Source organism: Aureitalea sp. L0-47, assembly GCF_026126405.1.
Taxonomy (GTDB): domain Bacteria; phylum Bacteroidota; class Bacteroidia; order Flavobacteriales; family Flavobacteriaceae; genus Pukyongia.
This window is the reverse complement of sequence record NZ_JAFMTQ010000014.1, coordinates 70,330-88,883: the sequence shown is the minus strand read 5'-3', so window position 1 is coordinate 88,883 and position 18,554 is coordinate 70,330. Positions and strand designations below refer to the sequence as shown.

Below are 18,554 nucleotides of genomic sequence, written 5' to 3'. Positions count from 1 at the left end.
TGCGAAATGCAGGCCCTAATTTTTCATAGCAATTGTAATTTATAAAACAATCTTTGCTTCCAGTTCGAATTCATCGTTGATGGTCTTGTCGCCAAGATCATCGAAGAAGCTTCCACTTCCGTATCGAATACCGAATTTGGTACGATCGATCACCAGTTTTGCAGAATGCGTATTGTCACCATTGTCCATAAGCATAAAACTAACTGGTTCTGTGGTTCCTTTTATGGTGATATCACCTTTAACCTTGTACCCACTATCAATTTTAGATGCTGAAGTGATCATAAGGGTAGCAGTTGGATGGTCATTAACACCAAAAAAATCATCGCTCTTCAAGTGGCCTTCCAGTTTACCTTTAGACCCTCCTTCAAGATCGGTTACAACCAGGCTGGTCATGTCTACAACGAATTTTCCGCCGCTAATCCCGTTATCGTCCATTTCGATCCATCCCTCCTTAAATTTCAAAGTGCCATGGTGTGTACCTAGTACTTTTTCGCCTTTCCAGTTAATTGTGCTTTTGGAAACATTAACTTTCTTTTTCACAGGAGTGGTAAATGCCATAGCGCCTAAAGCTATTACAAGTATTAATGCTGAGTTTACAACTTTTTTCATTTTTTTAATTTTTGGTTTATGAATTTAATTAAGTTCTTAGTGTGTCCAGAAGCTGGTTCAACAGAACCAATTGATCTTCTGAAAGATTTTTAAGTATCATTGAGTTATTGTCTTCGGTAATGGGATCTAGTTCTTTTAACACATCAAGTCCTCGTTGGGTAATGATGATCTCCACCTTTCTGCGATTTGTTTCGCAGACCGATCGTTTCACCCAACCTTTGCGTATCAGTTTATCTACCAGCCGGGTGGTATTACTGTTTCTGTCTACCATTCGTTCCTGTATGGTTGAAAGATTGGCTGGCTTTCCTTTTTGACCGCGCAAGATCCTAAGCACATTATATTGTGGTATCGTAAGGTCGTACGGCTTTAAAACAGTATTTACCGCCTCTTCGATGTAACGAGAGGTATACATCACATTGATGACGGTCTTGGTGCTGATCGCCATTTTGTGAATAGTTTTTATTGCCGTTTCAATATCCATTGATGTAATTACAATATTTGTATGTACAAATGTAATTATTTTTCTGAAGTTGAATCGTCTGTTAACAAAAATTTATCAGTAGCGGATCAATTATTATTTCTGAATACGTTTAATCTTATGTTAAATCGTTTCCTAATCATTGCTACAATAAATATTTTTAAAGAATGAAAGTTATATACTGCGCTTTCGCGCTTTTACTGCTAATTTCTTGTGACGACACCTCCAAGAAGGAGGTAGCTGAACAAAGCAACGAATCATCCGAGGTTCTCCAGGAAGACACGGAGGATGTATTACCTATAACAAGAGTGGAATACGGAATTACCGCTTACAATTTTCCAGCCCTGGACGAGGCATTGCTTCAGAAAAAAACCGATACTACATACGTTGTGAATTTCTGGGCCACCTGGTGCAAACCCTGCGTGAAAGAAATGCCCTATTTCGAAAAAATCGCTTCCGAGTATGCGAAAGATAAAGTGAAGGTCATCTTCGTAAGTCTCGACTTTCCCGACCGTTTGGGTACACAGGTGGTCCCGTTTATTGAAAAAAACAAGATCCAATCGGAAGTGGTATTATTGGACGATGATAATGCCAACGACTGGATACCAAAGGTAAGTACTAAATGGCAGGGCGCTATTCCGGCTACCCTTATTTACAATCAAAATGAACGAGCCTTTTTCGAAAGATCGTTCACTTATGAAGAACTAGAAAACGAAGTTAAATCCCTATTATAGAAAATCATGAAAAATAAAAAATTAGTATTTGTACTCAGTCTCCTGATTATGGCGTCATTCGCCTTTGTCGGGTTTTCAACCGCAGGCGATTCGGAAGATGACGGTTATGGAATTGGTGATATGGCCGCTGCGATCAACCTGTTGAACACCGATGGTAACATGGTTAGTTACGACGACTATCCTGAAGCCAAAGGGTTCATTGTGATCTTTACCTGTAACACCTGTCCCTACGCCGTGGCCAGCGAAGACAGGATCATCGCCCTGGATGCTGAATTTAAAGGCAAAGGATATCCTGTAATAGCGATAAATCCGAATAATCCTGAAGTACAGCCGGACGACACTTACGAATTAATGCAGAAAAAAGCCAAGGATAAAGGATTTACCTTTCCTTACCTGTACGACAAAACCAACACAGTCTATGCCGAATATGGTGCAACTAAGACACCTCATGTCTACCTGCTGGAAAAAACAGATGCAGGCCGGGTAGTTCGATATATTGGTGCGATAGACGACAATGTGCGTAACGGTGCCGCTGTTAAAGATCGTTTCCTGGCGAACGCGATTTATGAATTGCTCGATGGGAAAGAGGTTACTGTAAAAGAAACCAAAGCCATCGGTTGCTCGGTGAAGCAATAAATTTTAGCCCAAAAAATATAGACCGGTTCTTACTTCAAAGAGCCGGTTTTTATTTCTTGTCTCAAAAAGCTTAATTTTGCCCAAAAATAATCTATGCAAGACCTATCGCAACAGCAATGGACAGAGATGATGGAGAACGATCCGGACGCCGTAATAGTGGATGTAAGAACGCCCTTCGAAATTGAACAGGGCTACATTCCCGATGCGCTTCATATCAATATCCAGGATGCAGGAAGCTTTATGCAGAAAGCTAACGAGCTGGATAAATCCAAGAGTTACTATATTTATTGCAGGAGTGGGGGAAGAAGTAAACAAGCCTGTATGATCTTAAATTCCATAGGTTTCAGTAAAACATACAACCTGCTGGGTGGATTTGAACAATGGCAGGGTGATAAAGCCGTATAACATGAAAACAATCAAGTACATGAGTTTGCTGATCATTCTTTTCTTCGGAATGATGAGCTGTAAAGAGTCTGAGTCGAAAAAAACACAAGCAGAAGAGGTTTCAGAAGCAGTGACGACCCAGGAAGTGGTCTCCCTATTGAATTCCGAAGACTTCGAAAAACATATCAATGCAGTAGGTGACGTTCAAGTGGTCGATGTCCGAACACCAGAGGAGGTTGCGGAGGGTACGATTGCCGGATCGATTCACTTCGATTTCTACGCAGACGATTTCAAAGAGCAGCTCAAAGTACTTGATAAAGATAATCCCGTTTACGTTTTTTGCCGAAGTGGCCGAAGAAGCGCCGATACGGCTGCCATGATGGAAGAAATGGGATTTACCAGGGTCTATGACCTGGACGGCGGGATAGTGGCCTGGCAAGATTCGGGCCGGGAAGTGGTTAAGTAAGAAATTCCCTCTTAATATTTTAACAGTATGATTTACAAGCTGTTAAAATCATCCTAAACAATGTTTTCTTAACAATAATAGGATTCTTTAAGGCGTACTTTTAGGTGAATTAATTGTATTGCTATGAAGAATCAAGTGTTTAACGTGCACGATGAAATGCGTAAACTCATCACTAGGAGCTGCGCGGATTCTCACTCTCACGAGGATCATCGATTGTATTATTTTCAAAAAGAATTACTGAGACATTTTTTCAAGTCGGTAGAGGTGACCATCAATGACGAGGCATCTACTTTAACCTTGTGGAATTCTGAAAATCCAAGAATGCAGGAAGAGGATAATTTATACAGCCTGAACAATGCTGTTGCTCTTACGATTTCTTATTCGAATTTGGAGGAGACCCTAAAAGGATGTCTGGAGAGAAGCCCGCAGGATATTCGTTTTTACCGAAACCTTTTATTTAAATATAGCAGTTTGTCTGAAGTTGGACTACCTGCAGTAATTAGCGCTTAACAGTGATGGTACGATTATTTTTTCACTCAGTAAAGATTCTTTTGGTATCCGTGGCTATTGGAGCACTGGGAAGTCACTTTTTATTATCCCCGCTGTCTCAACCCGCTAAAATGTTGGCTATCTCCATTATTCTTGTCAGTATAGGTGTAGAATTATTCAGGTTCCAGGCAAAGAAATAATCGCCTGAAACCTGATTTATATTCTGTACTGAAGTCTGTACTATTCTAGTACTTCAATGTTCTTCTCGGCACAGATTTCCTTAAGCTTGTCCGGCCAGATAGAAACAGTTACTTCTCCCAGGTGTGCTGTTCGAAGTAAGTACATATAAGTACGCGCCTGTCCTATACCTCCGCCAATACTTAGAGGGATTTCATCGTTCAGGATGGCCTGGTGGTAAGGAAGTTCAAGGAAATCGGATTGGCCCGACAATTCCAATTGCGCTTTCATGCTTTCCTTAGTAACGCGAATTCCCATGGACGATAACTCGTGTCTTCTCTTCGTCACAGGATTCCATACAAGGATATCACCGTTCAGACCGTAGTATTGCTCACCATTTTTCATAACGGTTGGAGTAATCCAGTCGTCATAATCTGCCGCTCTCATTTCGTGAGGATAACCATCTTTTAATACGGATCCAATTCCAATGATAAATACGGCCGGGTGCTCCTGGATTAAGCGCGTTTCGCGTTGTTTTCTGGGAAGGTCAGGATACATGTCCAGTATTTCCTCAGCGTGGAAGAATTCGAGTTCTTCGGGGAAGTCCGGATAACGGGGATCATTGAGTTCAGGGAATTTTTCCTTGATCATAATGCCGGCACCTCGAATCACTTTCCAGATTTTTCGCACTGCGTCTTTGAGGTATTCAAGCGTTCTGTCGCTTTCGGCAATCGTTTTTTCCCAATCCCATTGATCAACATAGGCGGAATGGTCGTGATCGAGGAAATAATCTTTGCGAACGGCTCGCATATCGGTGTTAATACCTTGCCCTACTTCGCATTCAAATTGAGCCAGTGCCATTCGTTTCCATTTTGTAGCTGCCTGCACGATCTGTGCCTCCATACGCTTAGGAAGCCCTAAACCAGCGGGAAATTCAACAGGTGTGCGCGATCCGTCTCTGTCCAGGTAGTCATTTACACCACTGTCCTTACTCACAATTAAAGGAACCTGAACCATTTGAAGATTTAATTCCTCTGCTAGTCCTTTTTCGATGTACTCTTTCACCAGGTAAAGAGCTTCCATACGTTTCAGGGGAGAGAGCAATGGTTTGTAGTCATTCGGTAGAACTTTACTAACTTCTTCGTAAGTGCTGATGCCGGGACCTGCTAAGTCTGATTGTTTTACATCCATGAACTAAAATTTTAAATTTTTACTGTTTCGATTGATCTTCCGAAGTGCCACATTTACAGTGACTTCAGACTCAAATGTAGCCCTTCCGGCGAAGAAAAAATCTGATAATTATCATGAAGCTCTTAAAATATTCCTACTCTTGTTTTAGTTGGGTTTTTCAGTCGAAATGGCGATTCTCTTAGCTTTTTTTGTTTCCGAATTACCTTCTGAAGGACTCAATATTAACTATTAGTGTATACACTTAATTTTCTGTTTCTAAGTCAAATTTTGGCTATCCCGTAGGCGCGGTGACACCTAATTTTTGTATTTTTCAAATTCCGATGGCTTCTCCACCTTCTATCGGTGTGCGAAATTTGTTGAAATACGCACATATCAGGTAATACTGAATCGCAGAAGGTTATAATTGATCTACCATCGTCCCAACTCTCCATTTCTTACCTATATGTGCAATGTATCTATTTCCTAATAAGGGAATTAGATGATTGTTGAATTGTATACCCATCAGATATGAAAAAACTATTACTCGTTTTATTAATTGCGCTTCTTTCAATGGAAGTACAAGCCCAAATGAGTTATGTTGGGCGGCAATATCCCAATGGTAATATCCATTATACCGGTTCATTTTCCGGTGAAAAAGAGTCCGGTTTGTGGAAGTTTTATCACGAAAACGGACGCTTGAGTGACATAGGAAGATACTCGGAAGGCAGGAAATCCGGAGAATGGAAATATTACCATACGAATGGAAAACTACAGTCCATCGGAACCTATATAAGAGGCCAGAAAACAGGTGAGTGGAAGTATTTTCTCCCTAACGGCGAACTGGAGCGGGTTGGATATGGTTCTGAAGGTGAAAAGCCGGGTGAGGTATTATATATGTCCGACATGATAACCGCTCAGGCACGTAAACAGCCCACAAGAAGACGTGGAGTTGGTATTGCGCAGGTAACACCTATGGACCGATCTGAATTCGCTCAAACTAGTCCGGGAACAACCACTGATGTCACAGTAGTAGTAGAAGAAGAAACTCCTTCGGCCACCGAAACACTCCCTGAGAATAAAGAGGAACTCGTTCAGAAATTAAGTCAGAAGGAAAAAGAACTAATGAACGAGGCAGCCTATGCCAATTACCTTAAAAAGCAATTAGACGAAAGTTCTTTCCGCGTGAAGAAACTTGAGGCCATTATCGATTTGAACAATGACGCAGCGAATAAAGTTGCTGAACAAAAAGCAATTGCGGAAGAGGAAAAGAATAAGAAAGATGCGGAACTAAAGGAAGCAGCGCTCAAAGAAGCCGCATTGAAAGAAGCTGCTGCCAAGGAAATGGCTATGAAAGAAGCAGCTTTGCAGGAAGCTGCTCTTAAAGAGGTTGCTTTGAGGGAGGCTGCTAAGAAGGAAGCCGAACTTAAAGAGGCAGCCAGAAAAGAAGCCGCTTCGCGGGAGGCTGCAATGATTGAGGCTGCAGCTAAGGAATTGGCCCTGGAAGAAAAAGCAAAAAGGGAGGCGCAGTTAAAAGAAGAAGCCCGACTCGAAGCTGCCAGAAATGAATTGGCCCTGAAGGAAGCAGCATTGAAAGAGGCCGAATTAAAAAGAGCTGCGGCCGAAGAAGCAGTTCGCAGAGAGGCAGCATTGAAAGAAGCAGCTGCTAAGGAATTAGCATTAAAAGAAGCAGCTAAAAAAGAAATTGAGCTTAGAGAAACCGCTCGAATGGAGACGGAGTTGAAGGAAAAAGCAATTCAGGAGACTGCCGTGAAAGAACTCGCATTGCAGGAAGCTGCTGCCAAAGAAGTTGTTTTGAAAGAGCAGGCCCAGAGAGAAGCAGCGTTAAAAGAGGCAGCCCTTGAAGTGGCTGCACGCAAGGAATTGGCGCTAAAGGAAGCAGAAAGACAAGCTGAAACAGAAAAACAACGATTACTCGAGGAAGCTGCTAAAAGAGAGGCAGAAAAAATTGAGGCCGCACGTAAGGAAGCGCTCCGACTGGCCGAAATTGAGCGTGAAAAGGCACTTGAGGAAGCCGCCCGAAGGGAAGCTGAGAAGTTGGAAACCGCCAAAAAAGAAGCAGAGCTCATGGCTGCATTAGAGCGTGAGAAGGCATTGGAAGAGGCTGCGATAAAAGAAGCAGAAAGGGTTGAGGCTGCGCGCAAAGAAGCGCTGCGCATAGCAGAACTTGAAAAACAGAAAGCATTGGAAGAGGCTTCGAAACGCGAAGCAGAACGGATTGAAGCGGCCCGTAAAGAAGCACAAAGAATAGCCGAGGTAGAAAAGCAAAAGGCACTGGAAGAAGCAGCCAAACGAGAAGCAGAGCGAATAGAAGCTGCCAGAAAGGAAGCGATGCGACTCGCTGAAATTGAAAAACAAAAGGCTCTTGAAGAAGCTGCAAGGAAAGAAGCTGCAAGAGTTGAAGCCGCTCGTAAAGAGGCACAGCGAATTGCTGAGGTAGAAAAGCAAAAAGCTCTTGAAGAGGCTGCAAAACGAGAGGCAGAGAAGCTTGAGGCTGCGCGCAGGGAAGCTGCACGACTGGCGGAACTTGAACGTCAAAAAGCCATGGAAGAAGCAGCCAAACGCGAAGCTGAAAGACTGGAATCCGCCCGAAAGGAGGCTGCAAGAATTGCGGAAGTTGAGAAACAAAAAGCATTGCAAGAAGCTGCTAAAAAAGAAACCGAAAGGTTAGAGGCAGCTCGCAAAGAAGCAACCAGACTGGCCGAAGCGGAACGTCAGAAAGCCCTTGAGGAAGAAGCCAAACGAGAAGCTGAGAAACTTGAAGCAGCTCGCAAAGAGGCAGCACGAATTGCTGAAGCAGAGAAGCAAAAGGCACTTGAAGCAGCAGCAAAGAAGGAGGCAGCTCGCCTGGAAGCAGAAAGACTTGCAGCAGCAGAACGTGATGCGGCAATTCAGGAAGAAGTAAGAAAGGAAATTGCCAGGAAAGAACAGATGCTTAAGGAAGAGGCGGCAGCTCTGAAAGAAGCGGAAAGATTAGCAGAAATAGAAAAGCAAAGAGCCGCAGAAGAAGCTGCGAAGAATGAAGCCGCCCGCATAGCTGAAGCAGAAAAGCAAAAGGCACTCGAGGAAGCGGCGAAGAAGGAAGCAGCGCGTCTTGCCGAAATTGAGAAACAAAAGGCAGTTGAAGAAGCAGCTCGAAAAGAAGCAGAGCGACTGGAAACAGAACGTCTGGCCTCCGAGGTAACAAAGCAAAAAGCTTTGGAAGAAGCAGCCAAAAAAGAGATCGCAAGATTAACCGAGATCGAAGCTGAAAAAGCGAAGGCGAAGGCTGCGGAGAAGGAAGCAGCACGTTTGGCAGAAGTTGAAAATCAAAAGGCATTGGAAGAAGCTGCAGCTGCTAAGGCTCAAAAAGCTTCCGAGTTGGCAAAAATTGAAAGCGAATCAACCGTTAAGTCGGAAGCCATAACAGAAACCATTTACCACAAAGTGGGTAGAGGAGAGTACCTGGGTAAGATCGCTAGTGAGTACGGTGTTAAAGTAAGTGATATCAGGAAGTGGAACAATTTGAGTTCAGATAAGCTTGCTGTAGGCCAGAAATTGAAGATTAGTCCGAAGAAAGAAACGGTGACTCCCACTTTGGCCGTGGAAGAATCAAAACCTTTCGAGCCTAAAATAGCCAGAGGATATTACAGGGACGGTCAGTTACGCGATATGGGGATCTACGATGAAGAACGCAAGAAGATCGGTACCTGGGAGTACTATTACAAGAATGGTCAGATTAGAGAAATAGGAGGCTATTCAGACGGTCAGAAATCTGGTGAATGGAAGAACTATTATGAGGACGGAACGCTCGAATCCATGGGTGCATTCGAGAATGGACAGCAAAACGGACCATGGAAGTTTTACCATGACAACGGACAGTTAAAGTCGGATGGTAACTACGACCAGGGAAAGATCCACGGATTCTGGAAATTCTATCACGAAAACGGTGTGCTAAAAACGGAAGGCGAGTATAATAACTTCAAGAAAAAAGGTGAGTGGCTCGTGTACGATGAAGAAGGTGACTTATTAACTAAGAAATACTACTAGACCAAATAGATTTCAGTTATTAAACTGTTAGTCAATGCCTTAGCTCGCATTAAATTGTTCGCTAAGGCATTTTTTAATGCTGATTCTCAATAAAATCTTCAACTACTGGTTTGGCTTTCTCCAGATCGTCTTCATGAACCTTGAGTTTTACTGTGCTGATGGTTCCACCGCCAAAACCGGCAGTTATTCCAGACTGAAATTCGTTCTGAACAATTCCTTCAATACCGATTTCTTCCAGTAACCCTTTCAGCATAATCACCCGAACTTCCGATCCTGAGTATACGTCAATAAATTCTCCACCTTTCATATTCCTATGATTTTTTGTTATTGTCTAATCTTAATACTTAAAGATACGGAATAATAGTGGCTATTTAATGACCTTTATCATAGGGATTAATCGAGGTTGAAGGTGTAAATTTGTAATAGACTGATTCTGTATGCAGTACTTTGTTAACAGTGATTCCATAGTAAGAAAGATCTGGGGGAAAAGCGATACTATTCTTTTTATTTTCGCCGGGGCAGCGGCTGAGTTTGCTCTTAATAAAGCGGTGGATTGGCTCTATTTTACCGGTAGGCTTCCTTCCGATCCTATAGGCAGGCTATTCTCCACCGTACGCTATGCAAGGTCTATTGTGTTTTCAACTACGGAAGCAGCAAATGAGGCTATAGAAACAATTAGCAAAATCCATAAAGGGGTAGAAAAAAGTCGCGGATATAGTATACCCGATTGGGCTTATCGAGATGTATTGTTCATGTTAATCCATTATTCGATAGCCGCTTATGAGCTACTGGAGAAAAAGCTAAACGATACCGAAAAAGAAGAAGTTTATAATGTCTTTGTTAGGGTGGGCGATCGTATGGGTTTGAAAGAGCTCCCTCGAGACTATAAGAAATGGCTCCCTGTACGCGCTGCTCACTTAGAAAATGACCTCACGAAAAGTGAGTATACAATTGATCTGTTCAATCAATACAGGAAACAGCTGGGAAATACTCGTTACAGTCTGTTGATCGAGGCCCAGAAGCTGGTTGTTCCTGTTATCGTGAAGAATTATATGGGTTTTAGCAATATCCAATGGTTGGCTCCAGGGGTTCCGCTATATAAAATAAGCCGCCTTGTAAGACTCGACAATGTTGTGAAAACGCTACTTCTGCCTAAGGAATACCGGGAGCAGATCAATGCACTAAATGTTGTTAATGAGTGATATGTGATTATCATTGATACTTTGTATTAGTTTTGATGCTAAATTTCAAAACCTAAAGCCTCTGTTATCTCTTGAAATTACCTAACTTTCCTGTTCAAAATTTAAAATTCAATTATGATTCGTTTAAAAAATATGGTGCTTCTCCTGGTAGCACTAATGATGTTTAGTACTACATCAAGGGCTCAGAAATCTTTTGAAGGCAGGGTTGTTTATACCATTGAATTAGCCGGTGAAGGAGCCGATCAAATGGCTGCCTTTATGCCGAACAACTATGAATACGTTTTTAAAGGCAAAAAGCTAAAATTCAAAATGAATGGTGGAATGACGGCAGCAATGATGGGAGATATCATTGTTGATGGTGAAATGGAGAAAGCCTGGATGGTGAAGCATGAGGAGCAGACCGCTTATACCTTTCCGGATAATGACGAGGAAGAAGAAACGCCAACCCCTACCATAACAAAGGAGGATGAAATTATAGCCATTTCCGGATATGAATGCCAGAAGTACAAAGTAGTAACTCAGGCAGAAAACGGAGAGGAGAGCACACAGTATCTGTGGGTTACGGATAAGTTCAAGATCGAAAGGACCGGTGGGTCTAAAGATCTGAATGCCGGTGCTTTTTTCCTGGAAGAAATAAACGGTATGCCTTTAAAAATAATGATCGAGAATATGGGTATGACCATGATCATGACAGCTACTACCATTGATACGAAAAAGGTATCTGACAGTGAATTCGACATACCGGAAGATTATGAAGAAAAGGAGTTTGATCCTTCTGCGTTTGGGGGTGGACAGTAGTTACCTGCTCTGATTCTTCAGCTTGATCGAGGGATTACCTGCGGTGATCCCTGTGTTTCCAGTCCTGTAAATAGAATCCATGGTTTGTTGCACAAACCAATGTCATAACAAAAAATGTAACTCAAACGAGGGATTACCTGCGGTGATCCCTAATTGTTCCCATGCTGCAAATAGAAATCTTATTGTTGTTTCACAACAAAACGTCTTCAAACAAAAAATGCCTCGAAAGCGAGCTTCCAGGCATTTTTCTTATTGAATCCGTAGCAGAGATTTCTGCTTGATTGTGGAGCCGGAGAGGACCGAGCGTAAATAAAATGTCCAGTGGACATTTTTAGCGAGGTGCCAGCTTGTCGCGTCGGCCTTCGAATCCCGAAGGCGTAACGAAAAAAGCCACCCGGAGGTGGCTTTTTGAGTGGAGCCGGAGGGATTCGAACCCTCGTCCAAACGAGCAACCATACCGCTTTCTACATGCTTAGTCTTCGTTTGAATTTTCGTCGGATTGTTGGCCGAAAACCGCCCACGCACCGCTTAGCTTCAATTGAGTTTCGAAACCGCATCAAAGCCCTGCGGGATCTAGGTTTACTTTTACGAAGCCACTTTATCGATTGCCGTAAACCAAGGCCTTCGAGTGACTTCCTGCTTGCCCGCCTTGCGGGCCGAGGCACATCCTACTATAATTCGGATTATGCAGCTAGGGCGTAGTTATTCTCGCCGTTTAAAAAGGATGAAATATGAGATTTACGAGCTGTATTCCAGCGCTCGGCATGCTTACCGTACAATTTGACCCGCTGTCAAAACCAGTCGGCCCCAAATTATTCCTGCTTGCAACACTGAGCTCGTCGAAGTGAAGGCAGGAATCTCTTCCGAAGAAGAGGTTTTTTCAAAGAACATTCTTTATCATTATGCGGGCTCCTCCTTCTCCGCCTCCGGCGGATTCAGTGGACCGGGCTATCCGCTGTATCTTTTTGTCTGATACCCTTCGACTGCCTGCCCGTTCCGTTCAGGCGGGCGCTCAGGGAGACAAAAAGGATGCCGCTGCTATCCCTGCCCGAAACAAATTCCTGCGTAAGCAGGAATCTCATCTGCCGTGAAGAAAGTGAATGTCACAATTCTACCTAACACAACCACTCTCACACTAAAAGGGCCTGCAAAGATAGCTTTTTTGCCGTATCTTTGCATCCTTCAAAATAACACAAAAAGTATTCCGAAATGGCCATAACCTTCGCTCTTATCAAAGAAACCAAAACACCACCCGATAAACGCGTTGTCTTGTCACCCGAAATGTGCCAGGAAGTCATGAAAGAACATCCGGATGCCCGGATCGTCGTGGAATCTTCGGATATTCGCGTTTTCAAAGATGATGACTACCGTGCCGTGGGTGTGGAGGTGAGTGACGATGTTTCAGAGGCGGATGTTATGCTTGGGGTTAAGGAAGTGAAGGAAGCAGCACTTATTCCGAAGAAAAAATACTTCTTCTTCAGTCATACTATCAAAAAACAACCCTACAATCGATCCCTGCTTCATACCGTGCTAGATAAAAAGATCGAACTGTTCGATCATGAACTCATTACCCGCCCGAATGGTGCGCGACTCATTGGTTTTGGTTTTTATGCAGGATTGGTAGGAGCATACAATGCTTTTAGAGCGCTGGGGATGCGAGATAAACTATTCGATTTACCGAAAGTAGAAACACTACATGATCTTCAGGAACTGAAATCCGAACTGGACAAAATTCAAGTCCCCAAGAATCTTCGGATCATACTCTCCGGAACCGGGAAAGTAGCGAGAGGAGCTAACGAGATCCTGGACCATATGAAGATCAGGCAGGTCACCGATGCGGATTACCTTTCTCTAACCTTCGATGAACCGGTCTATTGTCTCATAGATGTTACCGAGTACAATAGGAGGATCGACGGTAAACCGATGGATAAATACGAATTCTACGACGATCCCTCGGGACACGAAAGCGACTTCATGCGCTACGCCAAAGTAAGTGATATGTTTATCGCGGGCCATTTCTATGGAGATGGTGCCCCTTATCTTTTTACAAGAGAGGATGCGAAAAACCCTGACTTTAAGATCAACCTGGTGGCGGATATCTCCTGTGATATAGACGGTCCTGTAGCCAGTACCATACGTTCCTCCACCATTGCCGATCCCTACTATGGATACGATCCGGTTTCAGAAGAAGAAACAGCCTTCGATGCTCCCGGTGCGATTACGGTTATGGCAGTTGATAACCTGCCGTGTGAGTTGCCTAGAGATGCGAGTTTCGGTTTTGGAGAGATGTTCCTTAAATGGGTGATCCCTGCGTTTTTCAACGGGGATAAGGATGGAATCCTGCATCGCGCCAGGATGACAACCGAGAACGGGACGCTTACTGAGCGCTACTCCTATTTACAGGATTATGTGTATGGGGGGAACTAGATCTGTTTCAATAGAATAGCCTCGTTACTAAGTACGTTGGAAATACTTCCGAAGAAATTTTTGATATCGTTATACAACTCCGGTTCGAATCGGTGATCGTTCAATTTCAAACTGTATCGTAAGTTGATTTTTCCATCGCCCGCATTGTATATTACAGTGCATTCCCCTGCATTTCCCGCAAGTTGAAATGCCCTGTTTTTCGGAAGTTCAACGATTTCCACATTGGGACCCAATTCCACCGACAGTATGTAGGTATTTGTCCTGTTGTAGGCAAATTCCACCGGGTATTGGCGCTTGTCCAATTTGAATGGGTTTTCCATAAAGAAGTTGTTGAGGACAAACGGATTAAAATACAAGTTATCTCCAACTTGTTCGGTTTCGATCCGTACTTCATAATTCTCCTTTAGCGGCTTTTCTATCGCTTCTCCGTCTACTATCTCATGATTGCTGATCTCAACAAGGGGATTGTTGTTGAGTTTTTCCAAAAGGTATTCTTTGGTAGCTAATTTGGCTATCGAATTTCGATGTGCTACTGCAAGGTAGCCCGTGTTGATCTCGCTTGCTTTTCCCGTAAAAGTTCCGTCTTCCTGAAGCTTGATCTGAGCATTTACATAATGGACGTTCTTTTCTTGGGGCTTCAGAGGATACCAATAACTTCCCTCTTTAAAATCGAGTACGCGACCCTCTATATTCAGAGCTCGCTCCGGGAGCATCCCAAAAGGAATTAATTTGTCTGTAGCATCGAGTAAATACTCCTGTCCATTAACCTTTATAAGTGCTACCGCATAATTAAAATCGGTTATTACCGGATAATTCTGCCGTGGCAAACCGTTTTCCCTTGTGGACAGGACAACAAGTTTTGTATCTATATTCGCTACCTCCATACAGTTTATCAGAGCCAGGTTTATCTCGGAAACATTACCGGTTTTTGCTTCAAAAGCTTTTTTTACATTCACATTACCAAAGAAAGGTGACTTACCGTTCCAATTGTAGTGAGATTGGATAAACGAGTATATGGCTTTCGTCTTCTTCAGTTCATCAGGCATCGTTTGAATACTTTCGGGAAGTTCGCTTTTGAAGTAGTAGTTGAGTTTTAATTGCCGTCCTAATTCCTTGTCAGTGCGCATTTCTTTATCTGCATCGTCCCAATCCTGGGCATAATTGTGTTTGATGCCGTAAAAATCTGTGTACTGAGCTAATTCGTATTTTACCGCCGACAAATAATTTTTCTTAGACAGCATATAGGATTCCTCCTTAAATGCCGGGACATCCTCCATAGCGTAGACGGCAACTTCGCAGTCTGCGTTTATTTTATGACCCGGTAAAAAGAAACAATCCTTCTTAAGAGAGACATCGTTTATGTCTAGAGTTTCAGTTCCAATAAGTGAGCGGTTATATACGTAGTTTCCGGGTATTTCTGAAGTGAATTCAGTATACATCTTAGGTAGGTCACCCTGGAAGTTCCATCCGCCAAAATTAAAGAAGAACGGACTTTCGATCTGGTAAGAGTATTCGAGTATACTGCCGTCTTTTACGTTTGGAAATGTGAATCGCCTCACAGACCAGTTCGACGATTCTTCCGTATCGAACATTGCACTCTCACCAACAAAATTCTTTATTTCACCATTAAAAGTGATCGCCTTGAATTTATTGATGACCTCATCAGCATCTTTTCCACGATAATAGGGGATGAATACGGTAGCATGCTCAAAACGTGATGCGTCGAAAACCTTCATACGCACGTGCACTTCCTTGATGAGTCGGATATATTTATTGTCAATTAACCTCCAGTAATTTCGTCCTTTTTCAAATAATACTACCCCAGCTGCTTCAGGATCCTGCGAATAGGAAGTTACATTGTGGTCGCGAACATCCACAATTCCGAATTCTCGTTTTTGGCGATCTTGAGCTAGTAGATTGAACGAGATAAAAAGAAGGCTAAGCAATAATATGCCGGAAACAGTATGGCGCATGGTAAGAGGAAATTTTAGACCGAAATTTAGCTGATTTCCTTGTGTTCTGAAAATTTCAGTTCAATTTCTTTAGAAATTCTAGCCTTTTTACAGCCAGGTTGCCCATATGCAAAAACAGCGAAAAGCCTATTATGAACAGCCACTCCAAACTGTGATGTATGGGATAGCGTATAAGTGAAAGTATATCTCGAATTGGCCCAAATGGTTCGGTCAATATATCCCATGAATTCCACCTTTGAAATCTTCCGATATAAACCCCAATGGAGATCAAGACAGGTAGGAAAAGGAGTATTCCTCGTATCCAATAAGGCGTGCCAACTTGTTTGATCATCTCAGTCATATCGCGTACACTCAAATAGTAAAACAATAATCCATTAATGGCGAAACCCAGAATAAGGACCAGGTCGAACCAAATTATGGATTCGTCACTAATGAGATGGATCAGATCTGTGAGCATGTATGGGGCATTTGGCAGAAACACAAGCCAAGCTGCACCCCAGCAAAGCAGCACCCATCTACTTACACGGGCGGGCCTGTATTTAAGGAAAGAAGAAATAGCAAAAGGTATGAACGCCAGGAACAAGTTCCAGACCATGAACAACAGGAAAAAGGAATGTGTTAGTTTGACCCTCAGCATGAGTAACATCAGAGCTCCGAGTGAGGTCAATGTCAACGTTGAGAAGGTGTTAAAACGATTGAAAAAATATGTTTTTAGATGATTCATTTTCGAGTCGAATTTTCAATGAAATAGATTGCTAAACCACCCATGAGGTATGCGACGAGGTCGAGCCAGTCAAAGGTGTTGCCCATAGCAATTTGTAAAAGAGAATTATCAGTTGGTAGTAGTTTTGTTAGATCGTTTAACTGAAGCACTTCAATTAGAAATGCAAATGCGATCACAAAAACCAGAGCAGGCCTCTGGCGAATAGATGAGATGGACCTGAGCAGATAGTACAGCAATGGAATCACCAGTACATCGCCCAGGAACCCTCTCACAAACCGATGAAAGTAGAAGATAGCAATGGCTATTTCGGCCACCAAAACCAACAAAAAGGGTGTGAAATAGCGTTTATTAAAAGATACTTTCATGATTTTTCAGAATTAATCATTTCCCCAATCGATCTTCCTGGAAGCAAACATTACGACGGCCAGGATGATGAAAAGACCAATGCTTCCAACTAGTAATGCATAATTCTCCAATTGAATGATCACGTAAATAAAACCATATAATGAAGCCAGCGAAGCGCATACCAGCAACGGAAATTTGAATCCGCGGAGGATCGCCCTTGAGTAGACAGTGATCAAAGCAAGTACTGAACCTCCGGCTATGGCATAGGCCTTCAGGAAGGTACTGTGTTCAGAAATTGAAATAAGCAAGGTGTAGAACATCACAAGGGCCAGGCCGATCATCACGTACTGGAAGGGATGGATGTAGATCCTCGAAGCTAGTTGTATGAGCAGGAAGACCAGTAAAGTGAGTCCGATCACCATAAAACCATACTTGGCGGTTCGCTCACTTTTTTGGTATTCGTCTACGGGAATGATAAAGTTGGTCCCGAAACCGAAAGACCTGAAGTTGGGTAATTTTTCCAGGAATTTTTGCTGAAACTGCCTGTTGATCTGAAACGCATGCCAGTCGGCGTGAAACCCATCATTATTAATTTCCTTTGTTTCTTGATCCGGTAGCGGGCTACCATCGAAACTAGGTGCATGCCAGTTCGAATCCATGGAAACCGAAGTCTCTTTACCGAGTGGAACAAATTTCAAACTCTCACTACCATTTATTTTTATCCTGAAATTAAAATCAATCGGCCCGGTGATATCTGAATAATCATTTGTCAGCACCTTACTTTGAATGATATTCAGGTAGCCTTCATCGTATTTTGGGGTCATACTCAGCGTTTCTTCTCCCAGGTTGACAGCTACGCTGTTCCGAATTCCTTTAAGGTTGGAAGTGTGAATTTGAAGCGTGATCCTGTCCCATAATATGTCCTCTTTCTTTATTTGAAGATCACTGAAGTCAATGGCTGGAAAATTTCCTTTGAAATTCATGTCGCTGGTATACACCACCGATTCGTAAATGCCATAGTTACGATCAAGGGATTCTACTTCTGAATCGATTAGCAGTGTATCGGGAAGTAAATAGGCGGTTTTCACTTCGGTCTTTGTGGTTTTACGAGTGACCTTAGAGTCGCTGTCGTATACTAAATGCTCTTTGGTAGTTTCGTATGGGATCATTATAATGGGGCCCGAAATGAGTACTTCATTACCCCATTTACCATTGATCTCGCGTATTACTTCCTGCTGACGGTAGCCGCGTTCCGAGATTAGAACTTTTACAAATTCCAAAGGAATGAGTAGCACGATGAGAAGGAATCCCACCACCAGCATACGAGCGGTGATTGAGTTGCGCATCCAGTTTCCGAATTTTGATCTTTTTTGTTCCATGTGGTTTTATTTAAGTGATACTTGAATTGATTTACTGAGTTGTTCTATGTATTCCTTCGGAAAGACGGCCAGTCGCAACTCATCGAGGGGAGTTTTCAGAAGTTTCTGAAAATCCCAGTGATGAAAAGCATATGCTTGCTTCCCACGACGAAATGATCGCCGGTAATAGCGTAAATAATCGGGTAGGAGTAGGGTGCCAAGAACAATGACACCAAAGAGGTACGGACTGCGTTTCCCATTGCCGAGGCAGAGGTACTGCAGTGCAATTTCATCTTCAACATTTGTGCCGTAACCGGTTAATACATGATAGGCATCGTGTCTTTCTACTTTGGGGATGAGCTCGAAGTTGTTTTCTTGAAGGAACAACCCTATGTGATTTCCGAAGGAATTCTCAGGATAGCTCGTTAAAATGGTTCTCGTAAGATTCCACGGCTGTTTGTGTTTTTTGAAATGCCGGGTGTAAAACTGCTCGGAGAGTTCAAAAAGTCGGACGATTATTTTCTTTCGGATATTCAT

General features: G+C 42.9%; 19 protein-coding genes and 1 other RNA gene. 10 read left to right on the top strand and 10 right to left on the bottom strand.

The window, feature by feature from the left end; all coding sequences use genetic code 11:
- Positions 1 to 39: 39 nt before the first annotated feature.
- Positions 40 to 609, bottom strand: a complete 570-nt coding sequence (locus tag J1N09_RS12860) for a YceI family protein (protein WP_265200637.1) — start codon at positions 607 to 609, stop codon at positions 40 to 42.
- 28 nt (positions 610 to 637) lie between these two features.
- Positions 638 to 1,090, bottom strand: coding sequence for a MarR family winged helix-turn-helix transcriptional regulator (locus J1N09_RS12855; protein WP_265200636.1), 453 nt, complete (start codon positions 1,088 to 1,090; stop codon positions 638 to 640).
- A 164-nt stretch (positions 1,091 to 1,254) separates the two neighbouring features.
- Here J1N09_RS12855 and J1N09_RS12850 point away from each other — a divergent pair, with 164 nt between their 5' ends.
- From J1N09_RS12850 to J1N09_RS12830, 5 genes are all read left to right on the top strand, one after another.
- Positions 1,255 to 1,821, top strand: coding sequence for a TlpA disulfide reductase family protein (locus tag J1N09_RS12850; protein ID WP_265200635.1), 567 nt, complete (start codon positions 1,255 to 1,257; stop codon positions 1,819 to 1,821).
- A gap of 6 nt (positions 1,822 to 1,827) precedes the next feature.
- Positions 1,828 to 2,457: a thioredoxin family protein gene (locus J1N09_RS12845; RefSeq protein ID WP_265200634.1), complete on the top strand. Its 630-nt coding sequence runs from the start codon at positions 1,828 to 1,830 to the stop codon at positions 2,455 to 2,457.
- A 93-nt stretch (positions 2,458 to 2,550) separates the two neighbouring features.
- Positions 2,551 to 2,862: a rhodanese-like domain-containing protein gene (locus J1N09_RS12840; RefSeq protein WP_265200633.1), complete on the top strand. Its 312-nt coding sequence runs from the start codon at positions 2,551 to 2,553 to the stop codon at positions 2,860 to 2,862.
- 1 nt (position 2,863) lies between these two features.
- Positions 2,864 to 3,307 (top strand): rhodanese-like domain-containing protein, encoded by a 444-nt coding sequence (locus J1N09_RS12835; protein ID WP_265200632.1) that lies wholly within the window; start codon positions 2,864 to 2,866, stop codon positions 3,305 to 3,307.
- Between the two features lie 123 nt (positions 3,308 to 3,430).
- The gene (locus tag J1N09_RS12830) at positions 3,431 to 3,817 is read left to right on the top strand and encodes a hypothetical protein (protein ID WP_265200631.1); all 387 of its coding nucleotides are present in this window, start codon (positions 3,431 to 3,433) and stop codon (positions 3,815 to 3,817) included.
- A gap of 219 nt (positions 3,818 to 4,036) precedes the next feature.
- Here the strand turns inward: J1N09_RS12830 and asnA are convergent, their stop codons facing one another.
- Positions 4,037 to 5,164, bottom strand: coding sequence for an aspartate--ammonia ligase (gene asnA / locus J1N09_RS12825; protein ID WP_265200630.1), 1,128 nt, complete (start codon positions 5,162 to 5,164; stop codon positions 4,037 to 4,039).
- 507 nt (positions 5,165 to 5,671) lie between these two features.
- Here asnA and J1N09_RS12820 point away from each other — a divergent pair.
- On the top strand, positions 5,672 to 9,190 hold the full coding sequence (locus J1N09_RS12820; RefSeq protein ID WP_265200629.1) for a LysM peptidoglycan-binding domain-containing protein: 3,519 nt from the start codon (positions 5,672 to 5,674) through the stop codon (positions 9,188 to 9,190).
- 73 nt (positions 9,191 to 9,263) lie between these two features.
- On the opposite strand, the gene J1N09_RS12815 is transcribed toward J1N09_RS12820, so the two are convergent.
- Positions 9,264 to 9,497, bottom strand: coding sequence for a DUF2007 domain-containing protein (locus tag J1N09_RS12815; RefSeq protein WP_265200628.1), 234 nt, complete (start codon positions 9,495 to 9,497; stop codon positions 9,264 to 9,266).
- A gap of 130 nt (positions 9,498 to 9,627) precedes the next feature.
- Here J1N09_RS12815 and J1N09_RS12810 point away from each other — a divergent pair, with 130 nt between their 5' ends.
- Positions 9,628 to 10,392 (top strand): oxygenase MpaB family protein, encoded by a 765-nt coding sequence (locus tag J1N09_RS12810; protein WP_265200627.1) that lies wholly within the window; start codon positions 9,628 to 9,630, stop codon positions 10,390 to 10,392.
- 114 nt (positions 10,393 to 10,506) lie between these two features.
- Positions 10,507 to 11,190, top strand: coding sequence for a DUF4412 domain-containing protein (locus tag J1N09_RS12805; protein ID WP_265200626.1), 684 nt, complete (start codon positions 10,507 to 10,509; stop codon positions 11,188 to 11,190).
- A 410-nt stretch (positions 11,191 to 11,600) separates the two neighbouring features.
- Here J1N09_RS12805 and ssrA read toward each other — a convergent pair.
- Positions 11,601 to 11,999, bottom strand: a transfer-messenger RNA (tmRNA) gene (gene ssrA, locus J1N09_RS12800).
- A 156-nt stretch (positions 12,000 to 12,155) separates the two neighbouring features.
- Here ssrA and J1N09_RS12795 point away from each other — a divergent pair.
- Together J1N09_RS12795 and J1N09_RS12790 are read left to right on the top strand one after the other, a co-directional pair.
- A complete protein-coding gene (locus J1N09_RS12795) occupies positions 12,156 to 12,281 on the top strand; it encodes a hypothetical protein (protein ID WP_265200625.1) in 126 nt (41 codons plus the stop codon).
- 124 nt (positions 12,282 to 12,405) lie between these two features.
- On the top strand, positions 12,406 to 13,617 hold the full coding sequence (locus J1N09_RS12790; protein ID WP_265200649.1) for an NAD(P)-dependent oxidoreductase: 1,212 nt from the start codon (positions 12,406 to 12,408) through the stop codon (positions 13,615 to 13,617).
- Here J1N09_RS12790 and J1N09_RS12785 read toward each other — a convergent pair.
- From J1N09_RS12785 to J1N09_RS12765, 5 genes are read right to left on the bottom strand one after another with little or no spacing between them, the layout of a single operon-like run.
- The gene (locus J1N09_RS12785) at positions 13,614 to 15,590 is read right to left on the bottom strand and encodes a hypothetical protein (RefSeq protein ID WP_265200624.1); all 1,977 of its coding nucleotides are present in this window, start codon (positions 15,588 to 15,590) and stop codon (positions 13,614 to 13,616) included. The two genes, J1N09_RS12790 and J1N09_RS12785, sit on opposite strands and share 4 nt — an antisense overlap.
- A gap of 55 nt (positions 15,591 to 15,645) precedes the next feature.
- The gene (locus J1N09_RS12780; RefSeq protein ID WP_265200623.1) at positions 15,646 to 16,314 is read right to left on the bottom strand and encodes a DUF1361 domain-containing protein; all 669 of its coding nucleotides are present in this window, start codon (positions 16,312 to 16,314) and stop codon (positions 15,646 to 15,648) included.
- On the bottom strand, positions 16,311 to 16,679 hold the full coding sequence (locus J1N09_RS12775) for a DUF2809 domain-containing protein (protein WP_265200622.1): 369 nt from the start codon (positions 16,677 to 16,679) through the stop codon (positions 16,311 to 16,313). Before J1N09_RS12775 ends, J1N09_RS12780 begins: the two co-directional genes overlap by 4 nt.
- A gap of 12 nt (positions 16,680 to 16,691) precedes the next feature.
- Entirely contained in the window at positions 16,692 to 18,038 is a 1,347-nt protein-coding gene (creD, locus tag J1N09_RS12770) for a cell envelope integrity protein CreD (RefSeq protein WP_265200621.1), read from the bottom strand.
- A gap of 6 nt (positions 18,039 to 18,044) precedes the next feature.
- Positions 18,045 to 18,554 carry a Coq4 family protein gene (locus J1N09_RS12765; RefSeq protein ID WP_265200620.1) on the bottom strand — a complete coding sequence of 170 codons (510 nt, stop codon included), beginning with the start codon at positions 18,552 to 18,554 and terminating at the stop codon, positions 18,045 to 18,047.

Bases quoted from the DNA above. Each gene is read 5' to 3' on its own strand.
- J1N09_RS12860 (WP_265200637.1), bottom strand. From the start codon at position 609: ATGAAAAAAGTTGTAAACTCAGCATTAATACTTGTAATAGCTTTAGGC.
- J1N09_RS12855 (WP_265200636.1), bottom strand. From the start codon at position 1,090: ATGGATATTGAAACGGCAATAAAAACTATTCACAAAATGGCGATCAGC.
- J1N09_RS12850 (WP_265200635.1), top strand. From the start codon at position 1,255: ATGAAAGTTATATACTGCGCTTTCGCGCTTTTACTGCTAATTTCTTGT.
- J1N09_RS12845 (WP_265200634.1), top strand. From the start codon at position 1,828: ATGAAAAATAAAAAATTAGTATTTGTACTCAGTCTCCTGATTATGGCG.
- J1N09_RS12840 (WP_265200633.1), top strand. From the start codon at position 2,551: ATGCAAGACCTATCGCAACAGCAATGGACAGAGATGATGGAGAACGAT.
- J1N09_RS12835 (WP_265200632.1), top strand. From the start codon at position 2,864: ATGAAAACAATCAAGTACATGAGTTTGCTGATCATTCTTTTCTTCGGA.
- J1N09_RS12830 (WP_265200631.1), top strand. From the start codon at position 3,431: ATGAAGAATCAAGTGTTTAACGTGCACGATGAAATGCGTAAACTCATC.
- asnA (WP_265200630.1), bottom strand. From the start codon at position 5,164: ATGGATGTAAAACAATCAGACTTAGCAGGTCCCGGCATCAGCACTTAC.
- J1N09_RS12820 (WP_265200629.1), top strand. From the start codon at position 5,672: ATGAAAAAACTATTACTCGTTTTATTAATTGCGCTTCTTTCAATGGAA.
- J1N09_RS12815 (WP_265200628.1), bottom strand. From the start codon at position 9,497: ATGAAAGGTGGAGAATTTATTGACGTATACTCAGGATCGGAAGTTCGG.
- J1N09_RS12810 (WP_265200627.1), top strand. From the start codon at position 9,628: ATGCAGTACTTTGTTAACAGTGATTCCATAGTAAGAAAGATCTGGGGG.
- J1N09_RS12805 (WP_265200626.1), top strand. From the start codon at position 10,507: ATGATTCGTTTAAAAAATATGGTGCTTCTCCTGGTAGCACTAATGATG.
- J1N09_RS12785 (WP_265200624.1), bottom strand. From the start codon at position 15,590: ATGCGCCATACTGTTTCCGGCATATTATTGCTTAGCCTTCTTTTTATC.
- J1N09_RS12780 (WP_265200623.1), bottom strand. From the start codon at position 16,314: ATGAATCATCTAAAAACATATTTTTTCAATCGTTTTAACACCTTCTCA.
- J1N09_RS12775 (WP_265200622.1), bottom strand. From the start codon at position 16,679: ATGAAAGTATCTTTTAATAAACGCTATTTCACACCCTTTTTGTTGGTT.
- creD (WP_265200621.1), bottom strand. From the start codon at position 18,038: ATGGAACAAAAAAGATCAAAATTCGGAAACTGGATGCGCAACTCAATC.
- J1N09_RS12765 (WP_265200620.1), bottom strand. From the start codon at position 18,554: ATGAATATCCGAAAGAAAATAATCGTCCGACTTTTTGAACTCTCCGAG.